Source organism: Sphingomonas sp. JUb134, from assembly GCF_004341505.2.
Taxonomy (GTDB): Bacteria; Pseudomonadota; Alphaproteobacteria; order Sphingomonadales; family Sphingomonadaceae; genus Sphingomonas.
Map to the genome: position 1 here is coordinate 27,893 of NZ_SLYP02000004.1, position 14,696 is coordinate 42,588.

The window sequence follows — 14,696 nt, forward strand, 5'->3', positions numbered from 1 at the left end:
GGAGGCTGACCGACCATGACCAAGCTCACCTCTACGCCTGCCGGCGCCGTGCTGGTAGCTATCGATATGTCCAAGAGCCGGCAGGAGGTTCTCATCGAGCGACCGGAAGGCGGCCGGCGCCGGCGGATGACCGTCATGGCAACCAGGCAGGACTATGACGGCTTTGCCGAAAAACTCGCTGCCATCGGGCGCCCTATCATTGTCGGGTTCGAGGCGACGGGTAATTACCATCGCACGCTGGCACATCGGCTGCTGACGGCAGGGTTCGAGCTGCGCCTCATCTCGTCGGTCGCGCTCGCCAGAACGCGCGAGGCGCTGCACAATGGCTGGGACAAGAACGACCCCAAGGACGCGCAGGTCATCCTGCACATGCTGCGGATCGGTGCGACGCAGCGCTACGTCGATCCTCTCGCCGCGGGCATCAATGACCTGCAGGAACTCTCGAAGACCCACGAAACGATCTCTAGGATGAAGACGCAGACCTGGCACCGCATCCTGACCCACTACCTGCCGCTGTACTTCCCCGAGATCGCCCGCTTCGCAGGCAACAGCCGGTCCGACTGGTTTCTCGCGCTCATCGAGCGGTTCCCCACTCCTGCCAGCATCACCGCGCTCGACGCTGGGGCATTCTCGGCAGCTGCCTGGCCTCTCATCGGCCGCAAGGTTTCCAAGGCCCGTCTTGTCAATGACATATACGAAACGGCCTGCGCTTCGGTGGCTCTGCCGGTCCCGGAGGATTCGGCAGCAATTACCATGTTCCGCATGGTCATCGCGCAGGGACGCAGCCTCATCCACCAGCGTGACGAGATAGAGCGGCTTGCCCATGACAGGCTGGCCGAGCATGTTGATTATAAGCTGCTGCGCAACATTCCGGGCATTGGTCCGATTAACGCGCTGACCATTCTGGCCGAGGCCGGTGATTTGCGTCGCTTCAACCATCATCGACAGTTCCTGAAGTTCTGCGGCCTCGATCTCGCAACGTGCCAGTCAGGCACGTTTCGTGGCCGCACCAAGCTGTCCAAGTACGGCAACGCGCGTCTGCGCCGCACCTTCTGGATGGCTGCCCAGGTCGCCGCGCGTCAGCGCGACAACAGTTTCCGTGACAAGCTCGGACGGTACACCGCCGGGCACGCGGACGATGCCGACCGTCGCCGCAAGGCGATGACGGCGCTCACCGCCAAGATGGCGCGCGTGGCTCACGCCGTCGTCAAGACGGGGACAGAGTACCGGCCGTTCCTCGAACGGTCGGATGCCAGGTGGAAGGACCCCTCTCTGCAAGTGCCGTGAGGGCGCTCGTCGAGCGACCCTGTAGATAATGTTCGGGCCTTCCACCTGGGTGCGTATCTCGTTTTAAGGATGGTGAGGACCACGGCCGCCCCGGCGCCGCTGGATCCTGTGTTTGCTATGGCAGGGAGCGATCCCGTTGACGGTGGAAGCCATCTGGCTCAGATTGCATGCCGCGCCGATGGTTGTCGGCGCATGGATATCTGCTGGCCAAAACCCGCCGCTGCTTCCAGACATAGGACGTTGTCTATGCGGGCCACGCCTGGGCTCAATGGATCCCCGGAAACTTCAAACCCGACAAAGAGGGCGTCGGCCTGATCCTCGCCGAGGACGGTCATACTTATCGCAAAGGATTCTTTCTTGGCGACGGCACCGGCGCCGGCAAGGGACGCCAGATTGCGGCCTGCATACTCGACAACTGGCTGCAGGGCCGTCGCCGCAATATCTGGGTCTCCAAGAACGCCCCTCTCCTCGAAGATGCGCGCCGCGATTGGACGGCGTTGGGTGGGCTCAGCGGTGACATTCAGCCACTTTCCAACTGGAAAATCGATGAGCCGATCGCCCTCGATCAGGGTGTGTTGTTCGTAAGCTATCCGACCCTGCGCTCCATGCGGGGCGATTCGACGCGGTTGAAGCAGATCATCGATTGGGCCGGCGCTGACTTCGAGGGTGTCATTGCTTTCGACGAAGCTCATGAGATGGGCGGCGTCGCAGGCGGGGAGGGGGCTCTTGGCGCCAAGGACGGATCCCAGCAGGGCATCTGCGGGGTGCTGCTACAGAACCATCTACCGGCGGCACGGATTCTCTATGCCTCGGCCACCGGCGCGTCGGTCGTCAACAATCTCGCCTATGCCGTGCGCCTCGGGCTATGGGGACCGGGCACGGCCTTTCCCGATCGCGAGCAATTCATCAGCGGGATCAGCAAAGGCGGTATCGCAGCGATGGAGCTTGTCGCGCGCGACCTCAAGGCGACGGGTCTCTATGTGGCCCGGGCCCTCAGCTTCGCTGGCGTCGAGTATGAGATCCTGCGGCACGAGCTGACCCCCGCCCAGATCGAGATCTACGACACCTACGCCGACGCCTGGTCGATCATCCATCAGAACATGGAGCGGGCGCTCGAACTGACGGGCGTGGTCGACGGACTGGAAAATGCGACACTTAATAGCGGGGCCAAAGCCTCCGCCCGCTCGCGTTTCGAGTCCACCAAGCAGCGCTTCTTCGGCCAAGTGCTGCTCTCGATGAAGCTGCCAACCGTGATTGCCGCCGTCCGGGAGCACCTGAAGGCGAACCAGTCGGTCGTGATGCAACTCGTCACCACCGCCGAATCCATCCTCGACCGGCGCCTGGGTTCGCTCAGTCCGGATGAACGCGCCGAACTGGAGATCGATCTGTCTCCCCGCGAATACGTGTAATGTGGAGCTCCACATTACACATATTCTTTGCAGTCGCAGTTTATGTCGAGCGTGGCGGCGAGAGACGCAGGTTTCCTTCGGTTTTCCATGATTTCACTCCAGATAATATGCGGGTTAGAGGGAGTGTTCGAAGACGGGTCAGGCCCGCCTTCGAACGTCGGTGAGCATTGTGATCAAGGCGTCGGAAGGCGGCTTGAAGCGCCCCGGCTTGATCGCAGGGGCACCGTGGGCTGCGAGAATCTGCAGCTTCTCTTCGGGATCGGCGCGCAAGTAGGTCTCGGTGCTCTGGATACTGGCGTGGCCGAGCCATAATGCGACCTTGCGAATGTCCCCCGTCGCCGCGAGCGTGTGCATCGCGCAAGAATGACGAAGCACGTGGGGTGTGACGCGCTTCCCAAGGATCGACGGCTGCTTCGTCGCTGCCGTCTTGACGTGCTCGGCCAATCGGAACGCAAATCCGTCGCGGGTCATCGGCTGCCCGTTGGCATTGAGGAAAATCTCGGTGACCTCAACTTGAGGCCGGATCGCAAGCCATGCGCGCAATGCGATCTGGGTCTCCTTCCACAGCGGCAGGACCCGTTCACGTCGCCCTTTGCCCATGATGTGCATGGTGGACAGGGAGCGGTCCGGGAAATCGCCCAGTTGCAGCGTTACGAGTTCCGACACCCTCAGTCCGCCAGCATAGGTAAGATGCAGCATCGCGCGATCACGGGTGCCGAGGCGTGTCCGGGGATCGGGTGTATCGAGCAAAGCCTTGATCTCGGCCCGGTCGAGGTAATCGATCAGCGCCTTGTCTGTCTTCTTGGTCGGGATTGCTCTGACACGGAGTGCCTGATCGAGGCAGGCTGGAATCCGGTACTCGATGTATCGGAAGAAGGATCGGATCGCGGCGAGCCTGCCATTGCGGGTCCGCACGCAGCTGCCGCGGCCGATCTCCACATGATCGAGGAAGGCCATGATCATGTCTGTGCCGAGATCCTCAACCTCGAGATCGGTCGGTCGGCGCTTCAGCCGATCGGCAGCGAACTGGACGAGGAGGACGAAGCAGTTGGCATAGGTCTTCACCGTGTGCGGGCTGACGGCGCGTTCGCGCGGCAGATGTTCCCGCAGATATGCCGAGAGATGGGGAGCAAGCGCCGTCATGCCGCTTCTCCTTGAAAAAGTTGCTCGCTTGCAGCCGCAATGTCGCGCAGCAGCACTGGCGTGGCTTCGAGATACCAGTACGTGTTGGCGATCGACGCGTGCCCCAGGTAGACACTGAGACCGGCCATGTGGTGGGCAATGGCCTCCCTCTCACGCGGGCAGGACTCAAGCGAGCGAACAGCGAACGTATGTCGCAGATCGTGGAGTCGCATGCCTGCCGTACCGGTTGCTCCACGATATCCGAGAAGCCGGGCCAACCTGACGAACACGACGTGGGCGCGCACCTTGTGCGGCGCCCGCCCCCGGATAGTGACGAACAGGTCATTACACTTGGCCGGGTGCTTCGCGCGGATCGCAATGTAGGCTTCGAGTGCTTGGCGCGTCGATGGCTGCAAGGCGATCAGTCGCTGCTTGCCGAACTTGCCGTTGCGGACGACCAGCCCATCCTCGACCAGATCGTTGCACTGTAGCGCGAGAGCCTCGGAAATCCGGAGACCTGTCGCCGCGAGCAGGCCGAACAGGTAATGGTACGTGTATGGGCTAATCGTGCCATGGGGCGGAACGTTCAATGCCGCCGCCATGATCGCCCGCACCTGGTCCGCTTCGATTATGGTCGGAGTGGGACGTGGCCGCTTCCCCCGGCCGAAAACGCCGACAGGCGGGACTTCGTTGTCTGGGTCCTCGGCATGAGCGAAAAGGCTGAAGTTACGAGCAGCGTCGTACCTATGGCGAGCCACGTTTTGCGAGCTTGCCGTGTGGCACCAGTCGTAGATGCGCTGCACTCGGGTGTGCCGGTCACCGAAGCGTTCAGCGAAAGCGGCGTATTGGCGCAGCAGTCGTTCCTGTTCCGAGAACTTCCGCCCCAAGCTGCGATACAGCGAGACGTATCTGGCAATCTGCGTGCTCAGCATGACGGTTCTCCCGGCCATGGCTGCGCGATTTTCATGAGCATCGGCAGGTCGACCTTGGCGTAGATGGCGGTGGTCTCGGGCGAGCTGTGGCGCAGGATCGTTCCAACGGACTCCAGCCCTGCGCCCGCGCGCAGCAAGTTGGTGGCAAGCGAATGCCGGAAAATGTGCGATCCGGTCGGCACGCCTTCGATCCCGCCGCGCTCATGCGTGCGTGCAACGATGCCGGCGATCTCCGCCGATGAGCGGAACGAACGGAACGGGGCTTGCGCGCGCACGAACAGATGCGGATCGGCGGTCTTGGGACGCGCCGTGGCAATGTAGTCCAGGATCGCGTCACCGACGTCCTGAGGCAATGGCAGGCGATCAGGCCGACGCGTCTTGCCCTTGACCGTCAGGTGGCCCGAGCGCCAGTCGATATCGTCGAGGTGCATATCCCGAATATCACCGGCACGCAGGCCAAGCCGGGCGAGCAGGAGAATGATGGCCTTGTCCCGAACTTCCACCGGGCGATCAGTCGGACATGCGCCGATGATCTGCTCGATCGTTGCCGGGTTAACGTGCCGGGGCAGCGTCGAAAGACGGTAGCGTTGCACTGATGGGATCGCGTGCAACAAAGCTGGACGGCAAATACCCTGCACGACCAGGAACCGAATATAGCTCCGTATTATCGTGACGAGCAGTGATGCCGAACCCGGCGTCTCCTTGCTTCGTTGTTGAAACGCCCGTCTGAGGACGGCTGCATCCCATTGTGAAGGCTCGCCGAGCATAGGCGCGAGCCGCCTGATATCGGCCCGGTAGCGCCGGATCGTCTCATCGGTCGCGCCGCGGTGTTGCTTGAGCCATGCCAGATATGCCGCCATGTGCGGGTCGTCATCCGACACCAGTTCGACTGAAGGGATGACACCGCGGTCGCGCAAGAACTCGACGAAGTGCCGAGCGCCTCGCCGCCGCCGCTTCGCGCCCGAGGCAACAAGCTTGCCTCGCTTGCGCCAGACCGGACATCGACAATCATGCGCGCCGTACTGGTCGATGATCGTGTCATCGATATCGGCCCATTGTCGTCGCGCAATGCGAAGCCAGGCCGCGAAATGCTCGGCCTCGGATCGATAGGACTGGGCCGGTCCTTGCGCGAGTTGCAAGCGATCGATCCCATCGAAATAGTCGGCGAGGTGCCGTGGCAGATCGTCGATCCCGTCGTCGACACCGACGTAGCCTTGATCCTCCAGGAAGCGGACGAAGCGCCTGACTCGCGCTGCAATGTCCGCCTTATAGACTGGCTGCTGCGCCGAATACCGGTGGCAACGGCACCGATGCTTCTCGAACCGCCGAACGGTCCGATCGTCGATCGTGCGGATCGCGATCCCATGCAGTTCCATCCAATGCAGGAAATGACGGGCCGCAGCGCCAAACAGAATCGCACTGCCTGACCTCTCGTCGAGCGACAGAGAGGAGAGGAATGCGGTGAGTAGAGCGTCGTGACTGGGCGGGTCTTCGACCCGGAGCCGGGCCGCTCGAAACGACAATAATGATCTTGATCGCATGTTGGTTCCTTCGACTTGTTCAGGTCGAGGGAACCGTAATTATCTGGAGTGAAATCATGGAAAACCGAAGGAAACCTGCGTCTCTCGCCGCCACGCTCGACATAAACTGCGACTGCAAAGAATATGTGTAATGTGGAGCTCCACATTACACATACTCGCGCGGGGAGAGCTCGATGTCGAGGTTGGCGCGCTCCTCGGCACACAGGCCGGCAAGGGCGCGGTTGAGCATCGCCTCCGAGGTCGAGACGAGCTGCACCACCACGCTGTCACCGCGGGCAAGGTCCTTGGCGATCGCGGGGATCAGCGATGGGAGCTTCATCCCGATCAGGAGCTGGCCGAAGAACCGCTGCTTGGTCGACTCGAAGATCGACAACGCGGCGGCCTTGGCCCCGCTGTTGTAGGTATCCTTCGAGAAGCTGTCGGTGACGCGCGTCGCATCGAGGGCGGCGCGCAGGTTGGCGTGGATGATCGCCCATGCATCGGCATAGGCGTCGTACACCGCGATCTGGTCGACCGTGAGCTGATGCTCCAGGATGTCGTACTCGACGCCGGCGAAGCTCAGCGCGCGCGCGGCGTAGAGCCCCTGCATCTTGAGATCGCGCGCGATCAGCTCCAGCGCCGCGATCCCGCCCCGGCGCAGGCTTTCCACGAACGCCTTGCGGTCGGCGAAGGCCGTGCCCGGCCCCCACAACCCGAGGCGTGTGGCGTAGGCGAGATTGTTCACGTCCGATGCGCCCGTGGCGGAGACGTAGAGGACGCGGGCGCGGGGAAGGAGGTTCTGCAGGCGGACGCCGGCGATCCCCTGGTCGGACCCGTCCTTGGTGCCGAAGCGGCCTTCGCCGCCGGCGACACCCGCCATCTCGTGCGCCTCGTCGAACACGATCATGCCGTCGAAGCCGTCCCCCAGCCAGTCGAGGATCTGGCGAAGCCGTGTGCCTTTGTCGCCGCGGTTGGAGCGCAGCGTCGCATAGGTGAGGAAGAGTACGCCCTCGCCGGCGCCGACGGGTACCCCGAGCTTCCACTGGTTGAGGTGCTGGATGTCGAGTGCGAGGCCGCCCACCGCGGTCCAGTCACGGCGCGCATCCTCCAGCAGCGTCTCGGTCTTGGAGATCCAGACGTGCTTGCGACGGCGGCGGAGCCACTGGTCGAGGATGATCGAGGCGACCTGGCGGCCTTTGCCGGCGCCGGTGCCGTCGGCGAGGAAGAAGCCGGTTCGGTAGGGCTGGCCCGCGTCGTCAGGCGTCAGGGACAAGCCCTCTTCGGCGGGCAGGAACCGGCCCGGGAGATCGCGCTCGAAAGCATCGCTGGCGTAGATCAGCGTCTCGAGCTGGGCGTCCGACAGGACCTTGCCGTCGACGACGTGGGCCGGAAGCTGAGGCCGGTAGCTCGGCCGCGGCGCGGTGATCGAGCCCATGGCAATCGATTCCACCAGCGCCGTCGGGTGCTGCGACGCGCACCCGATCGCGATCCGGCTCGGCCGATAGGGCAGGTAGACGCCCACGGCCTCCTCCACGGGCGCCGGCTCGGCCATGACGGTATAGTCGATGTTGCGGGTGGCATTGGACACGCGCTCGCGCGTGGTCGGTGCCGGGAGGCGGCGCCGTGCCGAGAGTCCGCCGAGGAGCGAGCCGGAGGAGGGGCGCATGGAGCGCGGTACCGGCGAGGGAGCGGGCGACGCGGGCGCCTGGACGGCGGCGATGTGGGCGAGGGCGGCCGCCAGCGTCTCGCAGGGCGTCAGGTCGGCCCCCCCGGGCTGGCCCTTTTCGAGGAGCATGATCTTCACGGCCTGGCCAGTGCCGTGCTTGGCATAGGCGTTAGCCGGCAGGAGGAGGTGCAGGGTAAGGCCGCACCCTTCGCTGGCCTTGATCCAGGCCCGGCTCGACGTGTCGACGCGGTCGGGGAGGATGGCGGCGCAGCGGCCACCCGGGGCAAGCCGCATCAGCGCGGCGCGGAGGTGGCGGAACGCCGCCAACGGATCGGCGTGACGGCCGATGCTGCGCGAGAAAGGCGGATTGATAAGCAGCGCGGTCGGCCGGATCGTCGGGGATAGCAGATCGTGTATCAGCTCGGCGTCGTGGCGGGTGACGGATACGCCCGGAAAGGCGGCCTGAAGCATCTCGGCGCGGGCAGGATCGAGCTCGTTAAGGACGAGGCTGGCGCCAGCGCGGCGCGCAAAGGCGGCGAGGAGGCCGGTGCCGGCGGAAGGCTCCAGCACCAGGTCGGTGGGCGATAGGCGAGCGGCGAGCGCCGCGAGATACGCGATCGGCGCGGGAGTCGAGAATTGCTGGAGCGCGATCTGCTCCTCGCTCCGGACGGTGTGCGTGGGCAGACTCGCCACTAGGTCGGAAAGCGCAGCAAGGCAGGCCATAGGCTCGAACGGCAGGACCGCGCGCTCGAGGTGGAACACCTGGGCGAGTTCCAGCATGTCGTAAGCGTCGCGTAAGCACCAGCGCCCGTCAGCCGAGGATCGGCCATAGGCCTGCTCCATTACCCACAGCAGCGTGTCGCGCTGGAGCGAGCCGTTCCTGGCGATCGCCTCCGCGACAGCCTTGGCGGCGGTGATGGGGGGTTCGGTGAAATCGAATTCGAGGGCTGCGGCTGAGGTGCGCATCGAGGGGCTCCGTTCTGTCGCCCGGTGCTCATCACCGGATCAACAGGCCGGAGGCCTCCCTCTCCTCTAGTTTAGTGGGTTGCGTGTCAGCCTGGAGCGAAGCCCAAAGAGCTAGCTCCGTCAGGCCGCCTCGGACGCCATCTCCACGTCTTCGTACACCTTGAGCTGCTCGTCGGACCTGACATCGTCCGATCCTGCCAGCGTCGCGATCTGCGGAACGATCGGCCGGGCTCGCTGTGCGTGCCGGGCCGTGAACGTCACGAACGTCTGCAGGCGAGGCCGCCCAGCGGTGGGTACCTTTTCGCTGTGCAGCGACAGCGAGAAGCCCGGCAGGCTGTCCTGCTCGGCCACCTTGGTGATCTCCGCGCGCGCATTCCGAAGCCGGGCTGCGCCGCACCCCATGCGCTGCGCCACCTCCTCGAGACCGAGCGTAAATGGCTGGTCGGGCTGGCAATGGAACATAGCGATCTCGTAAAGTCGACGCTGGATCGGAGTCAGCGTGAAATAGTCGAGATCATAGGCCGCGAGACGACGATCGCGAAGCACGGCGCGATAGAACCAATCGCAGACCGTCACCTCGATATATTTGACGCGCTTCTCGCCGCGTACATCCTCCGCGTAGACTACGCGAAAGTGATCGAGCCAGGAGAAGTTGTCTTCCTGGGTTTCACCCCCCCGTCGCAATGTTCGTTTCGACAACGGTATTCCTGAGCCGCCGCAGAGCATCGATCAGGTAGGTGTAGGAACGCTTGCTCGCGTTCGAACCGGTGATCCGGAACAGATCGTGCGCGGTGAAGCGGATGGTTCGCGCAGGCGAGCCACCCCGGTCGAGGAGATCCGTCATGATGCTCGCGACGTAGAGCAGGATCTCCTTGTCGTAGATCGTCGCGATCCCGTGTTTCCCCGACGACACCTCAATGCTCACGCCTTCGGCCTGAAACGTCATGGGTTCGAGCTGTCGGGCCTTCTTCAAAGCGAAGAACGGAAACTCGGCCACGGTCCGTTCGCCCAGAATCTCTCCGAGCAGGGGGCTATCGAGCGTAAACAGGTTGCCTTGTATCTCCATGGGTCGCGCCATCGGGGGACTCCTCGAGGGAGGTGATGACAAACATTGGCGCCCCGTTGCAACGCCCGATCCGCATTCTCCCGGGCTTTCGTGCGGTAAAGCACGAGCTTTAGAGCCTTTAAGCGCCGATCTTCGACCGATCTGCCGCCTCGATCCCGTTCAAGGGACGAGTGCCGACTGGAATGCTGATCAGATCCGATTCGCTTTCGGCCCTGCCGCCTTGATTCGTGCTTTACCGCACGAAAGTGCCGGTCCGTAGCGCGTGAGCGGCCCGGATGTGGTGAGTTACCGCACGAAAGGTCATCCAAACAGGTCAATGCGGGCCAGCTTCAGGCGGGAAAGCGCACGTAAGCCAAGCCCCGCGGACGGTGATGAGGACGAAAACGCGCACGAAAGCCGGTAGAGCATCGATGTAGCGGCGCCCTACCGGATTCTGAACCGCGTCAGGATCTGGAGTGGAATAGCGCACGAAAGGGAGCGAGCCGCCCTGCGTGTCGATGGGCGAGGTTCGAGCGACGTTCGTGCTTTACCGCACGGAAGGGTCGTAGGGGCGCGGCTCGCAGCGGCGGGCAACCACCCGATCACTGGAGCGCCGGGCTGGTGCGGAAGCCCCAGAGGCTCTTCGACAGATCGAGTTCGCCGCGATGAGCGCGGGTCACCATTCCAGCGAAATAGGCGCCCGGCGTCAGGCGGATTTCATCGCGAGCGTCCCGTTCCGCTGTGATCATAACGGCGATCGACGCCCCATCGGCGCCGAGATGGTCGAGCGCATCAACCCAGGTCCCGGTTCGTATGCCTAGATCGTTCCGAAGCCGGGCAGCGGCCCGATGAAGATCGGTCCAGCCCGGCCGGTCACGATCTACGTACATCGCCGTGGTTGGAAACATCTCGACGAGCTCACGGGGCGAGGTCTTGAAGTCGCTCTTGGACGGCGATGCCGGGAGCTCGGCTTCACCGTCATGTCCGCCCTCCCGATCAAAACTACAATCTCGCAAAGCCTGTACGGATTTGAGAGAGGGGTTGGTTTGTATATGTATGAAGGGTGAGGATTTTGACCCTGAGCCGTCTGTTTCTACGACAAACATGAACTCGTCGATCGTGCGGCCGATCTCCGCTTCGACAGCCGGAAGACCCGCAATCGCGGCCTCATAGGCCGTTGCGTCGCGGCTCGTGCGCGCAGCTGCGGCTTGCTGGGCGATCTTCTCGATGGCGTCCTGAAGCGCGATCCAGTGCGAGCCGGTCAGGCGCATGTCGGCCGCCTGGGCGAGCGCCTGCGCAACCATGCGACGTACCCGCGCAATCTCCTGGCGGCCGAGTTTGTCCATCCGGGAGAAGGCGCTGTGAGCCTCTGCTGCGGCTTTCAGCTCCTGAAAGCGGACGCGTAGAGGAGAGAGATCGATCCCATAGGCGCTGATGATCTCGCCCGTGTCGCTTCTCTGTCCACGACGACGACCGTGGGCGGCGTCGCGCATCGTGACGAGAGCCAAGGCGCGGAGCTGGCGGAGCCGGGCCTTGATCGCACTCTCGGTGACACCGGCGAGCTCAGCCAGCGTGTAGTTGCTCGGCCACGCGATCGGCCGGGCATCGCCCTTGTAATCGTCGGGGCGGGTGTAGCCGATCAGATGCTTCAGCGTCTCGAGCGCTGACGCGCTCAGTCCGATGGCCGTCTTGGCGCCGTCGAGGATGCGGTAAAGATCGTTGCGATCGACATCGCCCGCGGTCTCCATCCGCGCTGCCAACTCCCGCTCGATATGTCGGGTGAGCGCGGAGATCGGGCGGGCTCCGGTCCGCCCCGTAAAGGCGGTTTGGGTATAGGACATCGTTCGACACTCCCCGTGGGAGGCCGTCACCAGACAAAGCTATAGCGTGGCGCGAGGCGCGCGATCTTGAACGGGGCGGGGGAGGGTGCTACCTACAGCTACTGTCGTAGTAGGCCTCACGCTTGCCGGCGTGTGGTAGCGGATCTCCGCAGGGTGCCCGGCCTCGTGCCGGGCATTCTTTATTTGGTCACAGCCGGCTCCCTGTCCCGCCGCGATTCCCTTTGATCCGGCGTCGAAACCAGAAGCGTGGAAAACGGCGCAGCGTTCAAGGCAGCTGACTCGTGCTTTACCGAACGAAAGGGGCACCAATTCTCGTGCTTTACCGCACGAAACCGCACGCGCCGCGCTCGCCGCAGTAAGTGACGGTCAAACGCCTAGTCGTTCTGCGCCCAATTGCAGATCAAGCCAGTGATCGAGGGCGTCGCCAAGTACAGGCTGCATCGTGACGATCAGTCGGCGGCGGTCGTTCGGGTCCGGTCCACGGCTGATATAGCCCAGCGCTTCGATGTTCTCGATGTGCCGCAGCGCTGTCGTCGTCGATCCGCCACTCAGGCTGCAGAGTTGCGAGACGGCGACAACGTGCTGTTCACGCGTCGCGACGTATAATTCTAGGATCATGTCCCAGCTCGGATCGTAGAACCGAACACCGGTGAATTGTGTAAACCTGCGGCGTCGGCCCGAGAGGATCGCCTTCGCCGCAGCGAGACGCCCCCCGTCGCTTTCTTGGCTCGACCGCTGCGCAGTAAGCAGGGTGTCCTCGATCGCCTTGCGGGGAAGGCGAACGACGACGTCTATGAGTTCGTCTCCTTGAGATGCTGTAGCCATTGTCGTCTCGACCCATCTCGGATGTGGGGCGCGGCATGAGACGCCAGGCGGAAAGTCCCGAGCGCGAGCGCGCCGAGTGCCAGATAGGCGTAGATGCCGAGGCCGGTGTGGTAGGCAAAGAGCGGCACGCGCGGCAGCAGCGCTCCGCAGATGCTCATAAAGAGATCAGCCAGAGCGAATCCTGCTGCCCAAACGGGCCAGAAGCGAGTGGTCGTCGTTCCCAGCCAGAAGAAGCCGGCGGCGACGGCGGCGTCGATGGCGAGCACCCAGCCTTCGGCGGGCACCCAAGCGCTAGAGGGGGCAAGCAGCCGAAACGCTATCGTTGCGCCGAAGCCCGCGACGTTGATCAAGACGCCCAGCCGCTCGGGTCTGCCGCCCCGCACCAAGGCGAAAAGCAGCACGACCACCATGACCACGTTGAAGACGACCGCGAGGATAACCTGGGTCGTCACAGGCTTCGCCGTCCCCCGTTTCTCAGGCCCCCTGCAGCTCCCTTTCCTCTTCCGACGCGATTGCCGGTTTCGGCAGGTTCTCGCCCCAACTCGTTTCGGAGAGGCCGAGCTGCCGGCCGGCCTTTTCGATCGAGAGGTGGGCCCGCAACGCCATCTGGTCCTGACCTTCGACGAGTGCAGCGAGCGCCGCCACAGTCGCCTTCACCGTCCGCTGGGCCATCGCAGGGGAGAGCCGATGAGCGTCCGTCGCGTCGAGCGTGGTTAGGAGAAACTGGGCGGTGTCGCGGGCTGCAAGATTGATCGATCGCTCGGCCTTCCGCAGCTCGTCGGCGATGATCCGGCTGGTGTTCGTCAGTGCGTTCATTGCGCCTCCTCGGGCGCACAGCGCCCGTCAAAGTGGTTTCAGCCCAAGCAGGAGGAGCAGCGTCACGAGGGCCATGCCGGCCGCAGTCAGCCCTAGCGGAACAACGATCGCGATGATCGTGGTCCAGGAGGCGACCTGCTTCCAGGTCATCATGTTCGCTGCCGCCCTAGCGGTCGGCCAGGCAGGAGGAAGCGGGAAAGTCGGCTCGTCGGAAGGTAGGGCGATTGCAGGGGGTAAAGGCTCTACCCCGGCGTCGTGATCAGCGAGGAGGCGTGCTGCGTCAAAGCGTGTCGGCACGCCGAGGAGATTGTTCGCCTTCAACAACTGCTTGTCGACAGCACGGTGGCTGCTGCCCGTCGTCGCCGCAATCTCCTTCGAGCTGCGATTTTGGAGCACGAGGCGGAGGTAGGATTTTTGCCTCTCGGATAACAGGCCGATCCGCTCCGGGGGCGTCAGCCTGTCGTTGGAGGTGGGGAAGGGGGCGGTAGGGTCACGACCGGGATCGGTGGTCAGCATTCTTGGTACATAGGTGCGCAACTCGGAACGGTTCGACTCCAGGTCAGGGGCAATTTCGACTCACGCGTCACCCCATGCAAGGCTTCGTTCGCAGCCGTCTCGGCCAAGTGCTTCTAATGAAGGACAGATGCGTCACGAAGCGATGCGGACGCGTCCTGGAGGTACGTTGCCCAGAGCGACAGGATCCGCGCTTCTGCCGGCCGTTCCGCAGCGGAGATAGAAGCGAACTCAGCGAGCATGCGCGCAAGATCGCCGCTCGCAACGACGCGCTCCCGCTCTAGGATCGTGGCAAGGAAAGCCAGGCACTCGCCTTGCGCGCGCACCAGGGCATCCAACTCGGCCGAGATTGGAGGTTCCGAGTCTCGCTGAAGGGTCTCGGCTTCTCGACGCCAGCGCGCGGGTAACCATTTTGACAAAGCCATTGAGCGCGTCCCACCGTCCGCCGCAGCCGGGACGGTTGAACACGCGGGAACACTGGTAACCACGCCCCACGTATTCCCCACACCGGCAAGCCGACGACAAGGTCTTTTATTCCGCGGGCCGCCCGACAAAGTCGGGGACCCAGTGTTCGGCCGCACATGCGGGCCAGGTTCGGTGTTCAAGCCGCTCCTTGGCTTGCCTGCTATGGCACAGACGCGCTTTGAACGCACCCCAATCTTGTGGCGCCGATCGACGCAGAGGGGTGCTAGGCGACGGTGAGGCTCATGGTGCTTGCCGGAACGGCTATAACGTGACAGGGTGGCTATTTCGG

12 protein-coding genes and 2 pseudogenes are annotated in these 14,696 nt (G+C 63.7%); 3 read left to right on the forward strand and 11 right to left on the reverse strand.

Features of this window, described 5'->3' with window-relative positions:
- Positions 1-15: 15 nt before the first annotated feature.
- Together EDF69_RS19230 and EDF69_RS19235 are read left to right on the forward strand one after the other, a co-directional pair.
- Positions 16-1,312 (forward strand): annotated as a pseudogene (locus EDF69_RS19230) (IS110 family transposase).
- A gap of 214 nt (positions 1,313-1,526) precedes the next feature.
- Positions 1,527-2,696: pseudogene (locus EDF69_RS19235) on the forward strand (strawberry notch family protein); the annotation flags it as partial.
- A gap of 138 nt (positions 2,697-2,834) precedes the next feature.
- Here the strand turns inward: EDF69_RS19235 and EDF69_RS19240 are convergent.
- Genes EDF69_RS19240 through EDF69_RS19990 form a run of 3 tightly spaced genes read right to left on the reverse strand, consistent with a single transcriptional unit; the run spans position 2,835 to position 5,631 of the window.
- Positions 2,835-3,839 (reverse strand): tyrosine-type recombinase/integrase, encoded by a 1,005-nt coding sequence (locus EDF69_RS19240; protein ID WP_024310637.1) that lies wholly within the window; start codon positions 3,837-3,839, stop codon positions 2,835-2,837.
- On the reverse strand, positions 3,836-4,750 hold the full coding sequence (locus tag EDF69_RS19245; RefSeq protein ID WP_132884434.1) for a tyrosine-type recombinase/integrase: 915 nt from the start codon (positions 4,748-4,750) through the stop codon (positions 3,836-3,838). Before EDF69_RS19245 ends, EDF69_RS19240 begins: the two co-directional genes overlap by 4 nt.
- Complete coding sequence (locus EDF69_RS19990; RefSeq protein WP_425336705.1) at positions 4,744-5,631, reverse strand: tyrosine-type recombinase/integrase; 888 nt, start codon at positions 5,629-5,631, stop codon at positions 4,744-4,746. Before EDF69_RS19990 ends, EDF69_RS19245 begins: the two co-directional genes overlap by 7 nt.
- Positions 5,632-5,760: 129 nt before the next feature.
- On the opposite strand from EDF69_RS19990, the gene EDF69_RS19995 reads away from it, so the two are divergent.
- Entirely contained in the window at positions 5,761-6,177 is a 417-nt protein-coding gene (locus EDF69_RS19995) for a hypothetical protein (protein ID WP_170233927.1), read from the forward strand.
- A gap of 259 nt (positions 6,178-6,436) precedes the next feature.
- On the opposite strand, the gene EDF69_RS19255 is transcribed toward EDF69_RS19995, so the two are convergent.
- The 8 genes from EDF69_RS19255 to EDF69_RS19290 form a co-directional block, all read right to left on the reverse strand.
- Positions 6,437-8,902 (reverse strand): strawberry notch-like NTP hydrolase domain-containing protein, encoded by a 2,466-nt coding sequence (locus EDF69_RS19255; RefSeq protein WP_132884433.1) that lies wholly within the window; start codon positions 8,900-8,902, stop codon positions 6,437-6,439.
- A 120-nt stretch (positions 8,903-9,022) separates the two neighbouring features.
- Positions 9,023-9,601 carry a replication initiator protein A gene (locus tag EDF69_RS19260; protein WP_165890082.1) on the reverse strand — a complete coding sequence of 193 codons (579 nt, stop codon included), beginning with the start codon at positions 9,599-9,601 and terminating at the stop codon, positions 9,023-9,025.
- Positions 9,570-9,980: a replication initiator protein A gene (locus tag EDF69_RS19265; protein ID WP_132884431.1), complete on the reverse strand. Its 411-nt coding sequence runs from the start codon at positions 9,978-9,980 to the stop codon at positions 9,570-9,572. The genes EDF69_RS19260 and EDF69_RS19265 overlap by 32 nt, the downstream gene beginning before the upstream one ends.
- A 569-nt stretch (positions 9,981-10,549) precedes the next feature.
- A complete protein-coding gene (repC, locus tag EDF69_RS19270; RefSeq protein WP_018251163.1) occupies positions 10,550-11,788 on the reverse strand; it encodes a plasmid replication protein RepC in 1,239 nt (412 codons plus the stop codon).
- 366 nt (positions 11,789-12,154) lie between these two features.
- Positions 12,155-12,613 carry a MarR family transcriptional regulator gene (locus EDF69_RS19275; RefSeq protein WP_132884430.1) on the reverse strand — a complete coding sequence of 153 codons (459 nt, stop codon included), beginning with the start codon at positions 12,611-12,613 and terminating at the stop codon, positions 12,155-12,157.
- Entirely contained in the window at positions 12,580-13,065 is a 486-nt protein-coding gene (locus tag EDF69_RS19280) for a hypothetical protein (protein WP_018251165.1), read from the reverse strand. The genes EDF69_RS19275 and EDF69_RS19280 overlap by 34 nt, the downstream gene beginning before the upstream one ends.
- A gap of 22 nt (positions 13,066-13,087) precedes the next feature.
- Positions 13,088-13,429 (reverse strand): hypothetical protein, encoded by a 342-nt coding sequence (locus tag EDF69_RS19285; RefSeq protein ID WP_018251166.1) that lies wholly within the window; start codon positions 13,427-13,429, stop codon positions 13,088-13,090.
- 27 nt (positions 13,430-13,456) lie between these two features.
- Complete coding sequence (locus tag EDF69_RS19290) at positions 13,457-13,945, reverse strand: hypothetical protein (RefSeq protein ID WP_017980767.1); 489 nt, start codon at positions 13,943-13,945, stop codon at positions 13,457-13,459.
- Between the last annotated feature and the right edge of the window lie 751 nt (positions 13,946-14,696).

Bases quoted from the DNA above. Each gene is read 5' to 3' on its own strand.
- EDF69_RS19240 (WP_024310637.1), bottom strand. From the start codon at position 3,839: ATGACGGCGCTTGCTCCCCATCTCTCGGCATATCTGCGGGAACATCTG.
- EDF69_RS19245 (WP_132884434.1), bottom strand. From the start codon at position 4,750: ATGCTGAGCACGCAGATTGCCAGATACGTCTCGCTGTATCGCAGCTTG.
- EDF69_RS19995 (WP_170233927.1), top strand. From the start codon at position 5,761: ATGCGCGCCGTACTGGTCGATGATCGTGTCATCGATATCGGCCCATTG.
- EDF69_RS19255 (WP_132884433.1), bottom strand. From the start codon at position 8,902: ATGCGCACCTCAGCCGCAGCCCTCGAATTCGATTTCACCGAACCCCCC.
- EDF69_RS19265 (WP_132884431.1), bottom strand. From the start codon at position 9,980: ATGGCGCGACCCATGGAGATACAAGGCAACCTGTTTACGCTCGATAGC.
- repC (WP_018251163.1), bottom strand. From the start codon at position 11,788: ATGTCCTATACCCAAACCGCCTTTACGGGGCGGACCGGAGCCCGCCCG.
- EDF69_RS19275 (WP_132884430.1), bottom strand. From the start codon at position 12,613: ATGGCTACAGCATCTCAAGGAGACGAACTCATAGACGTCGTCGTTCGC.
- EDF69_RS19285 (WP_018251166.1), bottom strand. From the start codon at position 13,429: ATGAACGCACTGACGAACACCAGCCGGATCATCGCCGACGAGCTGCGG.
- EDF69_RS19290 (WP_017980767.1), bottom strand. From the start codon at position 13,945: ATGCTGACCACCGATCCCGGTCGTGACCCTACCGCCCCCTTCCCCACC.